The organism is Undibacterium sp. Ji42W (genome assembly GCF_049340405.1).
Lineage (GTDB): Bacteria > Pseudomonadota > Gammaproteobacteria > Burkholderiales > Burkholderiaceae_D > Undibacterium.
On the sequence record NZ_JBMPOV010000026.1, the window covers coordinates 1 to 12,066 of the forward strand.

The 12,066-nt window shown below is 45.4% G+C and carries 16 protein-coding genes; 1 reads left to right on the forward strand and 15 read right to left on the reverse strand.

Translation table 11 applies throughout. From position 1 onward, the window contains the following. Window positions 1–229, forward strand: a 229-nt coding sequence (locus ACO0LG_RS29230) for a hypothetical protein (RefSeq protein WP_423032083.1), incomplete at its 5' end; no start/stop codon positions are given. Window positions 230–375: 146 nt separating this feature from the next. On the opposite strand, the gene ACO0LG_RS29235 is transcribed toward ACO0LG_RS29230, so the two are convergent. The 15 genes from ACO0LG_RS29235 to ACO0LG_RS29305 all read right to left on the reverse strand — a co-directional run. Further along, entirely contained in the window at window positions 376–894 is a 519-nt protein-coding gene (locus tag ACO0LG_RS29235; RefSeq protein WP_423032085.1) for a HEAT repeat domain-containing protein, read from the reverse strand. A gap of 14 nt (window positions 895–908) precedes the next feature. Further along, entirely contained in the window at window positions 909–1,274 is a 366-nt protein-coding gene (locus ACO0LG_RS29240) for a hypothetical protein (protein WP_423032087.1), read from the reverse strand. A gap of 18 nt (window positions 1,275–1,292) precedes the next feature. Continuing rightward, window positions 1,293–3,005, reverse strand: coding sequence for an RHS repeat domain-containing protein (locus tag ACO0LG_RS29245; RefSeq protein ID WP_423032089.1), 1,713 nt, complete (start codon window positions 3,003–3,005; stop codon window positions 1,293–1,295). A gap of 122 nt (window positions 3,006–3,127) precedes the next feature. Then, the gene (locus ACO0LG_RS29250) at window positions 3,128–3,646 is read right to left on the reverse strand and encodes a hypothetical protein (RefSeq protein WP_423032091.1); all 519 of its coding nucleotides are present in this window, start codon (window positions 3,644–3,646) and stop codon (window positions 3,128–3,130) included. Between the two features lie 14 nt (window positions 3,647–3,660). Further along, window positions 3,661–4,026 (reverse strand): hypothetical protein, encoded by a 366-nt coding sequence (locus tag ACO0LG_RS29255; RefSeq protein ID WP_423032093.1) that lies wholly within the window; start codon window positions 4,024–4,026, stop codon window positions 3,661–3,663. Between the two features lie 18 nt (window positions 4,027–4,044). Then, window positions 4,045–5,613, reverse strand: coding sequence for an RHS repeat-associated core domain-containing protein (locus tag ACO0LG_RS29260; protein ID WP_423032095.1), 1,569 nt, complete (start codon window positions 5,611–5,613; stop codon window positions 4,045–4,047). A 198-nt stretch (window positions 5,614–5,811) separates the two neighbouring features. Beyond that, window positions 5,812–6,312 carry a hypothetical protein gene (locus tag ACO0LG_RS29265; RefSeq protein ID WP_423032097.1) on the reverse strand — a complete coding sequence of 167 codons (501 nt, stop codon included), beginning with the start codon at window positions 6,310–6,312 and terminating at the stop codon, window positions 5,812–5,814. Window positions 6,313–6,354: 42 nt separating this feature from the next. Beyond that, window positions 6,355–6,747 carry a hypothetical protein gene (locus ACO0LG_RS29270; protein ID WP_423032099.1) on the reverse strand — a complete coding sequence of 131 codons (393 nt, stop codon included), beginning with the start codon at window positions 6,745–6,747 and terminating at the stop codon, window positions 6,355–6,357. Between the two features lie 39 nt (window positions 6,748–6,786). Then, the gene (locus ACO0LG_RS29275; protein ID WP_423032101.1) at window positions 6,787–7,077 is read right to left on the reverse strand and encodes a hypothetical protein; all 291 of its coding nucleotides are present in this window, start codon (window positions 7,075–7,077) and stop codon (window positions 6,787–6,789) included. Window positions 7,078–7,126: 49 nt separating this feature from the next. Continuing rightward, window positions 7,127–7,459, reverse strand: a complete 333-nt coding sequence (locus ACO0LG_RS29280) for a hypothetical protein (protein WP_423032103.1) — start codon at window positions 7,457–7,459, stop codon at window positions 7,127–7,129. Window positions 7,460–7,618: 159 nt separating this feature from the next. After that, window positions 7,619–7,966, reverse strand: coding sequence for a hypothetical protein (locus ACO0LG_RS29285; RefSeq protein WP_423032105.1), 348 nt, complete (start codon window positions 7,964–7,966; stop codon window positions 7,619–7,621). Continuing rightward, window positions 7,963–9,591: an RHS repeat domain-containing protein gene (locus ACO0LG_RS29290; RefSeq protein ID WP_423032107.1), complete on the reverse strand. Its 1,629-nt coding sequence runs from the start codon at window positions 9,589–9,591 to the stop codon at window positions 7,963–7,965. Before ACO0LG_RS29290 ends, ACO0LG_RS29285 begins: the two co-directional genes overlap by 4 nt. Window positions 9,592–9,834: 243 nt before the next feature. After that, window positions 9,835–10,143: a hypothetical protein gene (locus ACO0LG_RS29295; RefSeq protein WP_423032109.1), complete on the reverse strand. Its 309-nt coding sequence runs from the start codon at window positions 10,141–10,143 to the stop codon at window positions 9,835–9,837. Between the two features lie 96 nt (window positions 10,144–10,239). Continuing rightward, a complete protein-coding gene (locus ACO0LG_RS29300; RefSeq protein ID WP_423032111.1) occupies window positions 10,240–10,791 on the reverse strand; it encodes a hypothetical protein in 552 nt (183 codons plus the stop codon). Then, window positions 10,778–12,066 (reverse strand): RHS repeat-associated core domain-containing protein (locus ACO0LG_RS29305; protein ID WP_423032113.1); only part of this gene is annotated, 1,289 nt, incomplete at its 5' end. The genes ACO0LG_RS29300 and ACO0LG_RS29305, both read right to left, overlap by 14 nt.

Consider the following 12,066-nt stretch of genomic DNA (forward strand, 5'->3'; position numbering starts at 1 on the left):
GCCTGCCAACTTTGTCGTAGGTGTAGCTTTGTGTTGGCTGGCCTGCGATGGTCATGCTGCTGCGCTGGCCGTTGGCGTCGTAGGTGTAGTTGACTATACCGTTGGGGCTGGTGACCTGCGTGATGCGATCCAAGTTGTCGTAGTTGAAGCCGATGTTGCCGTTGGCGCTGTCAGTCAGTTGGGTGAGGAGGTTGCCGGTGTCGTAGCTGCACAAGATAAGCTTGCCTGAACTATTCAATGTGCAGGCAAACAGATCGACGCTGAACAAGCAAAGCATCCACCAAATTGTGATCTGGTAACACACTTTGCTAATCTGTCTAACTCGCATTAATTTTTACCTTGCTCGTTATTTCTACTGAGCTAATGAAGTCTCATTCAGCTTTCCTCAGTTTGTAAAGCCTTCAGTGCTTCAGTCATGACAAAGGCTGTCTCACTATTGGATTCCTTTTTCAAAGCATCAGCTATATCTGGTGCGACACTCTGTAATGGCAATCTAATCGCCCAGTCTGCCGCTTTGCGTCGGACCCGCGAGCTTTTATCTCTTAGACCGTCACGAATAATTTCAATACACGCGGTTGATTGAGTTTTTTGTGTGAGACATAGCAGTGCATTATGGCGAACATGAGCATGTTTTGAGATCGCCATATCCCGAATCATTTGCAAGGCTCTATCGTCATATTCGGCAATCTTTCCAAAAATCTGAGTAGAAGCTTCATAGACGGTTGTTTGCTTTTCAGAAACGGCCTCAACCATGGCAGCCAAGATTGCATCAGAAAGGGGCGTTCTTAAATTTAATGCATCTACTGCGTCCAGAAGCGGAGCTTCAAGATCGGGCCTCTTGGGACGCACAAATCTGACAAGGAATTGTTCAATGTATGCCTTTGCATAGAGCATAAAAACCCGATCGATTAGCTTTTCTTTGACATTTTTCTGTCAAAAAAATATTCCTCGAATTCCTCGTGCAAACCATCACCAAGCTCAATACCATCCTCATCAACAACGTAAATTCTACCTGTATCTGATAACGCAGTTGCACCATCCAAAATGCATAGAAAAGAGTGCGCCAACCCTTGAAAACATTCGACGAACATTTCCGTCACAACTTCCTTTGGTATGTTATTTGAGAAAAACACTTGTTGAAGTTGTTTAAACGGCTCTTGACTATCGGCCCAAGTGGAGCTGAAATTGGGATCGGTTAATTCCTTGGATGCTACTTCAGCCCAAGCCTCAATTGCTCCTCCAATGTCTTGAAAAAATTCTTCTTTCTTCGTCATAGCATTTCCTTATTTTTTCTAAAAACCTGCCCACTTAAAAACACTTTCATATTTTTCATCAATATGCTTTGCAAATTCTGCGACACGTGCGGCTGTTGGATTTCCTCCCATAGCTCGATCAAATTCTCGCCACTCTTTTGTAATAATTTTGTGTACATTAACTGTAACACCACGTAGCCATTGGTTCTCATGAATATTAATTCCAGCCATCTGAAAAATACTTTCGTATTTTTGTGGAAGTGCATGATGGACTTCGGAATTTTCTTCTAGCCGACCAATAGCTTGAATGAAAAGAGTCCGATAGTTACTACGAGTAGCAACTACTGCTGACTCAACATTTGCCACACATGCCTTGGCTGCGGAAGTCATTCCGGAAGCCGGTAATAGCGATGGTAGCATAGCGCCTGTGGTCACCCCGGCGGTAATGTCTGCAGCTAAAAGTAATCCTCCAGTATTTTCTGCAATGAAAACACAAGCTACCGCCAAAGGCCCAACACACAAGCCGGACGGATCGGTAAAACTGATCGGGTTTCCACCCACGTACCCATACCCGTTGATTCCTCCAGCCAATCCAATCGGATCTTCCGATATGAACCTATGTGTGGTCGGTGAATAATATCTGGCCCTGTAGTAATAAAGTCCCGTCCCGTCATTCTCTCTCCCGGTATATTGGAACGCGTTGTTGATGACCGCATCTGCCTTGGTATTGCCATACGGATCGTAGCTGTAATCAACAACTTTGTCGCCAGTTGCATTTGTGAGTCTGATTGTAGAGCCGAGTGCATCTGTGAGATAAGTCAAACTGCTGGCAGTTGATCCTGACCCACTCTGCTGTGCAAATATCTGATCTACTCCTGCACTGATGTAGTTGTTGATTGGACTTGCACCATTGAGTTCTTGCACGATGTTGACACCATCATACATAAAACCTGTGCTGACACCATTGATGGTTTTAGTTTGTCTTCTGCCCAGTGCGTCATAACTGAAGCTGGCGACTTCTGTGCCTGTGCTGTCTTTGATCTGTATCAGTTGGTTGCGGGCGTTCCAGATGTAGGTTTTGAGGCCATCGCTGGTGAGGTTGCCGTTGGCATCGTAATTGAGTATCTGGCTGCCCCAGGTAGCGAGGCGGTTGTTGGCGTCGTAGCTGGTTGTACTGGTTGTGTCTGGCAAATCTGTTTTTGCCAGGCTGCCGCTGGTTTTGGTGCGGCGGCCATTGGCGTCATAGGTGTAAGCCAGGTCACCGATGAGGCTGTTGTCGGCTTTTTTGTAGGTGATGCCAGTCAGCTGACCTGCGTCATCATAGCTGTTGTCACGGGTGATGCCGTTGGCGTAGGTGGTTTTGGTGAGGCGACCTGCGTCGTCGTAGACAAACTGGATGTTCTGGGCCTGGTTGTTGTTGATGGCACCTGCGGCCTGGTCTATACGGGTGAGCCTGCCAACTTTGTCGTAGGTGTAGCTTTGTGTGGGCTGGCCTGCGATTGTCATGCTGCTGCGCTGGCCGTTGGCGTCGTAGGTGTAGCTGATGCTGCCTTTGGGGCTGGTGACCTGGGTGACGCGGTCGAGATTGTCGTAGCTAAAACCGATGTTGCCGTTGATGCTGTCGGCCAGCAATGTTAGGCAGTTGCCGGTGTCGTAGCTGCGGGTGATGCTGCTGGTATCGGCTGTGCCGGGTAGATAGATCTGGCTGAACTGGTTGCCCTTGTTGCTGACGCCCACAGAGTAGGCGAACAAGTTAGTGCTGATCACGCAAAGCATGGACCAGATTAATATTTGGTGACAAGCTTTGCTGATCTGTCTAACTCGCATCAATTTTTACGGTGCCTGTTATTTCTACTTAGTAAATGAAGTTCTGTTCAGCTTTCTTCGGCTTGTAAAGCCTTCAATGCTTCACTCATTACAAAGGCCGTCTCACTATTGGATTCCGTTTTCAACGCATTAGATATATCTGGTGCGACACTCTGTAATGGCAATCTAATCGCCCAGTCTGCCGCTTTGCGTCGAACTCGTGAACTCTTATCTATCAGTCCCCCACGGATAATCTCAAGACATACTTGCAATGGCGTTTTTTCAGTGAGACTTAGCAAAGCGTTGTGCCGGACATGTGCATGCGGTGAAACAGCCATATTCTGAATCATTCTCAGGGCAATTCCATCACTCTCCGCAACTTCACCCAAAAATTCAGTAGCAACCTCATAAACGGTTGTATGACGATCAGAGGCAGCCTCAACTAGGCCTGCCAAAGCCATCTCCGAAAGTGGTGTTCCAAATTTTAATGCATCAAAAGTCTCCGAAAGTGAGGCTTCGAGATCGGGCCTCTTGGGACGCACAAATCTAGCAAGGAATTCTTCAATATATGGTTTTTCGTAGAGCATAGAAGCCTATCTGATCAATTTTCTTTTGACTCTTTCCTGTCAAAAAAATATTCTGCAAAATCCCCATGCAATCCATCACCAATTTCATTACCATCTTCATCAACGACATAAATTCGTCCTGTATCTGATAATGCTGTTGCACCATCCAACGTGCATAGAAAAGAGTGCGCCAATCCTTGGAAGCATTCTCTAAACATCTCTTCCACGACTTCTTTTGGTACGTCATGTGACAATAATACCTGCCGAATATGCTTAAAAGAATCTTTATTAGCACCCCAAGTAAGGCCAGAAATTTGTTCAGTTACAGCCTTAGTTGCTGCGTCAGTCCAAGAATCAATAGCATTTGCCATATCTTCAAAAAATTCTTCTTTCTTCGTCATAGTATTTCCTCATTTTTTCTAAAAACCTGCCCACTTAAAAACACTTTCATATTTTTCATCAATATGCTTTGCAAATTCTGCGACACGCGCTGCTGTTGGATTTCCTCCCATCGCTCGATCAAATGCGCGCCATTCATTCGTAATATCTGAATGTATAGTACGAAGGACTCCTCGCAACCATTGATTCTCATGAATATTAATGCCGGCTGCTTGAAAAAGGCTTTCATACTTTTGTGGAAGTGCGTGATGCACTTCCCAATTTTCTTCTAGCCGACCAATAGCTTTAATAAAAAGAGAGCGATAGTTACTACGAGCCGCGACTACTGCTGTTTCAGCATTAGCTACGCAGGTTTTGGCTACCGACGCCATTCCTGAGGTTGGCAATAACGTAGTCAACATCGCACCTGTAGTGGCACCTGCAACGACCTCAGCGCCTATAGTCAATCCTACTGTATTTTCTGCAATGAAAACACAAGCTACAGCCAAGGGACCAATACACAAGCCGGATGGATCAGTAAAACTGATCGGATTTCCCCCCACATACCCATACCCGTTGATACCCCCAGCCAATCCAATCGGGTCTTCTGCAATGAACCGGTGCGTCGCTGGTGAATAATACCTTGCGCGGTAATAGTACAAGCCATTCCCATCATTCTCCCTGCCTGTGTACTGGAACGGGTTATTGACCACCGCATCTGTCCGGGTATTACCGTAAGGGTCATAGCTATAGTCAACGACTTTGTCACCTATTGCATTGGTCAGGCGTATGGTTGAACCGATGGCGTCCGTCAGGTAAGTCAGGCTGGTAGCTGTGCCACCAGCCCCACTCTGCTGTACAAATACCTGATCTACTCCAGCGCTGATGTAGTTGTTGATTGGGCTTGCCCCATTGAGTTCTTGCACGATGTTGACACCGTCATACATAAAACCTGTGCTGACACCATTGATGGTTTTGGCTTGTCTTCTGCCTAGTGCGTCATAACTAAAGCTGGCGACTTCTGTGCCTGTGCTGTCCTTGATCTGTATCAGTTGGTTGCGGGCGTTCCAGATGTAGGTTTTGAGGCCATCGCTGGTGAGGTTGCCGTTGGCATCGTAATTGAGTATCTGGCTGCCCCAGGTGGCGAGGCGGTTGTTGGCGTCGTAGCTGGCTGTGTTGATGGTGTCGGGTAGATCTGTCTTTGCCAGGCTGCCGCTGGTTTTGGTGCGGCGGCCATTGGCGTCATAGGTGTAAGTCAGGTCACCGATGAGACTGTTGTCGGCTTTTTTGTAGGTGATGCCAGTCAACTGGCCTGCGTCGTCATAGCTGTTGTCACGGGTGATGCCGTTGGCGTAGGTGGTTTTGGTGAGGCGACCTGCGTCGTCATCGTAGCCAAAGCCGGTGCTTTGGTTATTGGTGTCAATGACGCTGGTGACGCGGTCGAGGTTGTCGAGATTGCTGATGCTGCGCTGGTTGAGGGGATCGGTGCTGCTGACGGTGCGGCCTATGGCGTCAGTACGCAGGATGACGCTGCGGTTGAGCGGGTCGGTGATGCTGCTGAGGTCATAGCCGTCATAGCCGAACTGGGTGGTTTTGTTGCGGGCGTCCACAGTGTCCGCATAGACCAAGCAAAAAAGAAGAAGCAAGCACCAACCAACAATTTGATGAGCAGTCTTTTTGAGTTTCTTTACTTTTGTTTCACTCCTGCTCATCATGATTAACTGATTTTTCTATACTTTACCCAGCAGACTTCCCCTCTCTAACTCAAGCGTTAGATCAAGTGATCCGCTTAATTCAGCCTTGTACTACTATAGGAAAGGAACCGCCAAAGCAATAATTTCTGCTCTGGTAAGCTTCTCTTCAGGTTCCTTTTCAATCGTTCCAATAAGTGACTTTGAATCGCCTGTACAACAACGACTGATATCATATGTGATTAGAAAAATCTGATTAACATCTAATCCCATAAACATTTCAAGCGCCTCTGGACCGAAGCGCTCTCGCTCAATATCGTGATATCTCGCCAAAGTAAACCACTTGTCGGCGTTAAAAATTGAAAGAGTCAAGAAATGCTGTGTTAGTCGTGCATTATTTGCGTCAACATTTCCAATTAACGCCCAAGTGTCCGTGCCATTGGCGAAACGAACCTTAGTACCAACAAGCTTTCCTGTTAGGCTTTTGACAGGTATTCTTTTTATTGGCCGAACAACTGTTTCCCCGATTTTTTCTTGAGAATTTGTATATTGCCAGACAGGATATTTTTCCAAATCAGCAATTGTTAGCGTTTCAGCTTTTTTTGTCGTTTCGCTCATAGAGGTTAAGGAAATAATGCGAAGCCAAAGAACATCTATAATTCACGATTCAGCGATACGAAATTTTTGCTGGAAATCTTCGATAAAGCGCTGTAGATCAAAATCATCAATTTTGTATTTTGAAATAACCTCTGGAATTTGTTTCAAAAGTAATTCAGAAATTATCATTTTTTTCTTGGCCAAATCGACGCTTTTCATTTGTGCCAAATCAAGCATGATATCCACATATAGTTTCTTTTCTTTTTTCGACAATCGTATTCTTCGCTTCAGATTTAAGTTCGGATCTTGGCACATGAAAACAACGGTAATCCCAATTAGTCCAGTACCATAATCCCGTTCTTGGAGGTAGGAGTGGTAGTTATCGTCAGAGAATGCTTTTAGAACCTGATCAATATTTGACTCCCAATCGAAGTCACCTAAGATATTAAGTCTCATAGTCACTTGCCACGGAAAATTGATTTTTCTATGCTTTGTCTAGGCAATTTTTTCCAACTCAAGCGCCAGAAAATGATTGAAAGGCAAATGAGCCAGTTTGACTGTGACATAGACGATTGCAATAAGGAACGGCAAGCGATATGGGAATTGTGGCGTAAGTAAGATGAACGAGAAAAATAACACCGTCTGCACCAACAGAGGCAACCATACCTGCCAACGTTGCCAGACCATACCCAGGACAGGGCGTATCAGAGCTGATTGTTCTTGTCTGGATAGGCCCTTAAGGGCAGGAATCGAAGTTTTGTTCCAATAAATAGTCATATTCGCCATTTCAAAAAATACCTCTATGATTTGTATGGAATACTTTTGCAAAAATAATTTAAGAGGCCACTGAAATTTTATGAATGCGCAAGACAGTTGCCGCGGACGGAGAAATTAACCCTTCAGACTCCTTGATCAATTCGCGCAGCACTGAAATGGCTTTCTCTTTTTCAGCATGATTAATTAAATGCGCAGCCGCTGCGAATCGAACCTCTATTGAACTATGGGTTAACAAAGGCAATAACCGTTCTGAAACAACACCATCTTTCACCCATTCCGCTACAATTTTTTTATTAGCACGTTCTTTTGCATTTGCAGTTTTAGAACTACCCTCATCAATACTTACCCAATATTCTTCAGCATTTTGAATGAATATCGTTTTCTCTGTCATCAGGTTCACCTAAGAAATTCATATAATCAAGCGCCCCATAGCGGAGTTCGAAAAAAAATTTCAAGCATCGCTTTACCAAGAACGAAAGGTCTAGAGCAATGCATCAATAAATAGTCATAAATCTCAGTCAAGAATATTGCAGAGCCCGTCAAATTCTCTCTATAAGTCAGAGTTAATTGAGATTTTATTGATGCGTAAAACTGCGTCCGCCGAACTCGCAATCAAGCTTGGTTCTTTGACTAACTCTCGCAGCACTGCAACAGCATGTTTCTTGCCCCCATGATTAATCAAATGCGCAGCAGCAGCAAACCTAACAGCGATTGCCTCATGTTTTAATAAAGGCAGTAATAGCTCAAGGACAACGCCTTCTTTTGCCCAGCGAGTCACCATTTTTTCCGCTGCACGAATCCTGGCATTTGCTGACTTTGCATTACCTGCATACACATCTGACCATTCATTTAGGGCATCCTGAACAAATATTCTCAAATCTTCTTCATTTTTAGTCATAATTTCCCCGCAAGCGCTTTTTGAACAATATCCAAGCCGATCTCATATTGTTTTTGATAAGGTAACCCATTTAATGAATCTCTTAACGTCATGTTTGTTCCACGAACTAATGTAGAGTAATGTGCGCTTATAGAATCATGAACTGCCTCAGGCAAACGCACCAAATTACTCGTCGTGTTCAGGGCACTAGTTGGAAATCCACTTCTGGCAGCCTGACATTGTTCCACGACATGATGAATATTTTCCCCTGGCTGCGTTCCAAGTGCTGTTTTAGCCTGTTTGAAACTATTGAAAACTTGAACTGTACCAATTTCTTCAGCAATAGTTGTAACCGCTCTTGCTGTCGATTTAGCGGCAGTTGCTGCGGGTGACGCAGATGGCATCATAGCCCCAGTAGAAATTGCTGCGACAATCTCTGCTCCAATCAGCAATTGCTCTGCATACAGCACGCCATAATAGCAAGCAACGATCAGCGGCCCAAAACAACGCCCAGACGGATCAGTAAAACTGATAGGATTTCCACCCACATACCCATAAGTATTAATTCCCCCATTCAATCCAATCGGATCTTCCGATATAAACCGATGCGTCGCTGGCGAATAATATCTGGCACGGTAGTAATAAAGTCCCGTTCCGTCATTCTCCCTACCGGTATATTGGAACGAGTTGTTGATGACCGCATCTGCCTTTGTATTGCCATAAGGGTCGTAGCTGTAATCAACAACTTTGTCGCCTGTCGCGTTTGTGAGTCTGATAGTGGAACCAAGTGCATCCGTGAGGTAGGTCAAACTGCTTGCACTTGGTCCAGTTCCACTCTGCTGTACAAATACCTGATCTACTCCTGCACTGATGTAGCTGTTGGTGACATTGGTGCCATTGAGTTCTTGCACGATGTTGACACCGTCATACATAAACCCGGTACTGACACCATTGATGGTTTTGGCTTGTCTTCTGCCCAGTGCGTCATAACTGAAGCTGGCGACTTCTGTGCCTGTGCTGTCCTTGATCTGGATGAGTTGGTTGCGGGCGTTCCAGATGTAGGTTTTGAGGCCATCGCTGGTGAGATTGCCGTTAGCATCGTAATTGAGTATCTGGCTGCCCCAGGTGGCGAGACGGTTGTTGGCGTCGTAGCTGGTTGTACTGGTTGTGTCTGGCAAATCTGTCTTGGCCAGGCTGCCGCTGGTTTTGGTGCGGCGGCCATTGGCATCATAGGTGTAAGTCAGATCACCGATGAGGCTGTTGTCGGCTTTTTTGTAGGTGATGCCAGTCAACTGGCCTGCGTCGTCATAGCTGTTGTCACGGGTGATGCCGTTGGCGTAGGTGGTTTTGGTGAGGCGGCCTGCGTCGTCATAAATGAACTGGATGGCTTGTGCCTGGTTATTGTTGATGGCACCTGCGGCCTGGTCGATGCGGATGAGCCTGCCAACTTTGTCGTAGGTGTAGTTTTGTGTTGGCTGGCCTGCGACGGTCATGCTGCTGCGCTGGCCGTTGGCGTCGTAGGTGTAGTTGACTATACCGTTGGGGCTGGTGACCTGCGTGATGCGGTCGAGGTTGTCGTAGTTGAAGCCGATGTTGCCGGTGATGCTGTCGGCCAGTTGAGTCAGGCGGTTGCCGGTGAACAACACTTCTTACAAGCTCCTTTTTCCTTTCCCTTTCATTCACCATACTTGATTGAGCTTTATACTGTGCTTGGCAAAATTTTTTCTCGAAGATTGTACGTGTTCACTCCGTAGTCGCAATTTAAGAAGTGCAAGTCCAGACTGAAATTAAATCCGCCTCCATCCTAGACTATTTCAGAAACGAGGCAAATCTAACCGATGGCAATTCTTACGATACGGAGGCTGATTGCGCAGCATGTTTTTTCAAATTTACGAACCTTCAGCTCGTCGACCCTCAATCCAATTCAGATATTCATGCCTTAATTTAACGAAGCTTTCAAAATCCCAATTGTCCTCAACCGGAATTGGCTTCAAGTCTCGAAGTAATTTTTTCTCAAGCAAAAATTCATTCCAAGATAACTTCAACGGCAATCTCTCATCAAACAACAATATATTATGTATGTTGTCCACAACGTAAAACATTGCCGATATATCCGCAACCGAACCTAGCATCCCAGGCTTGGCATTCAGAATATCCTCAAACAACTTAACAAATTCAAGGCACTTTTGATTAGACATGTCATTCATATAGAACATGAGTTTAAGTAACACATTTAATAAAGATTGATGCAGATTTCAATCTGACTCTCATCGTAATTTGAAAGTAATGGCTATTTACTTGGTCAAAGTAGGTAATTTTGATGCCGTCTTTGCTTTATTGTCCTTTGCTTTTATCCCCTCTTCAACTTCCTCACGTGCTTTCCTAAATGCAAGGCTTACTGCTCCATCAAGAGTTTGAAGAGAAATAGTTCTTTTCATGTCGTTTAGCGCTGCCAGAGCGTCTACACCCCCGATCTTTTTTATATTGTTCAGGCAAGCAAACCAAATCTCTAGCAAGACCACGTCTATCACTTCGCTATCATCTTCTCGAGATTCAAATCCATAGTCACCAAGCATTCGGGCATACAGAGCAACCCTCGCCAACACTGCAGGATTTTTCTCTCGCGCTATCAATCGATCAAGCTCATTCATTATTTCAGTATTCGCCGGGTCTTCAATTTGAGATTTTCCAAATTTTTCGCTTTTTTTCTTGAGATATTCAATCAGCTTTGTCGTCAGTACATTGGTTCTCTCAAACATTAAAACCCGATTTGGTGTTGCTGCAAAACCTATTTGAGTTACACATGCCAATAATATGACAATAAATAATTTCTTAACCTCTAACATGGAGCCATCCTCTATAAGTTTTGCCATTTTTAACAAGCGGCTTTGTTTTATTAAGTAAATTCTTTAATGCCTCAAATTGCTCGCTGTACGGAAAATTCGAATCGTCCTCGCCCACAGTTGAAGGCACAGTTACACAACCATCGCTTCTAAGGTCGTTATGTATATTAAAGAACCTACGGCACTCCATCTCTCCTGTTTCCGGATTTTTGACGTTACGACAATTTCTGTAATCATAATTACCTTTACCATCAGGAGAAAGTAATTGGTACCAAATCCCATGGTCCTTACGCGCACCAGCATTAGCAATCAAATAATCACCTGCTGGAAGGGGTCCACGATTCGGTAATCCTTCATAGCGGCTGTCATTAGTGTATATGCCATTCCCTGCGCGCGCCTTAACTATGACCGTCGCATTTGTATCCAAATCCCTAAAAGTAACCGTAGCAGTTTTTCTGTCGAATGTACCCTCTACAACCTGGCCGGTTGGATCTACAAGCGAAATTGGATCGCCTTCAACATATCCATATGTATTAATCCCCCCATTCAATCCAATCGGGTCTTCCGATATAAACCGATGTGTCGCTGGCGAATAATATCTGGCACGGTAGTAATACAACCCATTCCCGTCATTCTCACGTCCAGTATATTGGAAAGAATTATTGATGACCGCATCTGCCTTGGTATTACCATAAGGATCGTAGCTGTAATCAACTACCTTATCGCCTGCTGTGTTGGTGAGGCGGATGGTGGAGCCAAGTGCGTCTGTGAGGTAAGTCAGTTTTTTCGCTGATGCGCCAGCGCCACTCTGCTGTACAAATACCTGATCTACTCCAGCGCTGATGTAGTTGTTGATTGGGCTTGCCCCATTGAGTTCTTGCACGATGTTGACACCGTCATACATAAATCCTGTGCTGACACCATTGATGGTTTTGGTTTGCCTTCTGCCCAGTGCGTCATAACTAAAGCTGGCGACTTCTGTGCCTGTGCTGTCCTTGATCTGTATCAGTTGGTTGCGGGCGTTCCAGATGTAGGTTTTGAGGCCATCGCTGGTGAGGTTGCCGTTGGCATCGTAATTGAGTATCTGGCTGCCCCAGGTGGCGAGGCGGTTGTTGGCGTCGTAGCTGGTTGTACTGGTTGTGTCTGGCAAATCTGTTTTTGCCAGGCTGCCGCTGGTTTTGGTGCGGCGGCCATTGGCGTCATAGGTGTAAGCCAGGTCACCGATGAGGCTGTTGTCGGCTTTTTTGTAGGTGATGCCAGTCAACTGGCCTGCGTCAT

Bases quoted from the DNA above. Each gene is read 5' to 3' on its own strand.
- ACO0LG_RS29235 (WP_423032085.1), bottom strand. From the start codon at position 894: ATGCTCTATGCAAAGGCATACATTGAACAATTCCTTGTCAGATTTGTG.
- ACO0LG_RS29240 (WP_423032087.1), bottom strand. From the start codon at position 1,274: ATGACGAAGAAAGAAGAATTTTTTCAAGACATTGGAGGAGCAATTGAG.
- ACO0LG_RS29250 (WP_423032091.1), bottom strand. From the start codon at position 3,646: ATGCTCTACGAAAAACCATATATTGAAGAATTCCTTGCTAGATTTGTG.
- ACO0LG_RS29255 (WP_423032093.1), bottom strand. From the start codon at position 4,026: ATGACGAAGAAAGAAGAATTTTTTGAAGATATGGCAAATGCTATTGAT.
- ACO0LG_RS29265 (WP_423032097.1), bottom strand. From the start codon at position 6,312: ATGAGCGAAACGACAAAAAAAGCTGAAACGCTAACAATTGCTGATTTG.
- ACO0LG_RS29270 (WP_423032099.1), bottom strand. From the start codon at position 6,747: ATGAGACTTAATATCTTAGGTGACTTCGATTGGGAGTCAAATATTGAT.
- ACO0LG_RS29275 (WP_423032101.1), bottom strand. From the start codon at position 7,077: ATGGCGAATATGACTATTTATTGGAACAAAACTTCGATTCCTGCCCTT.
- ACO0LG_RS29280 (WP_423032103.1), bottom strand. From the start codon at position 7,459: ATGACAGAGAAAACGATATTCATTCAAAATGCTGAAGAATATTGGGTA.
- ACO0LG_RS29285 (WP_423032105.1), bottom strand. From the start codon at position 7,966: ATGACTAAAAATGAAGAAGATTTGAGAATATTTGTTCAGGATGCCCTA.
- ACO0LG_RS29295 (WP_423032109.1), bottom strand. From the start codon at position 10,143: ATGTCTAATCAAAAGTGCCTTGAATTTGTTAAGTTGTTTGAGGATATT.
- ACO0LG_RS29300 (WP_423032111.1), bottom strand. From the start codon at position 10,791: ATGTTAGAGGTTAAGAAATTATTTATTGTCATATTATTGGCATGTGTA.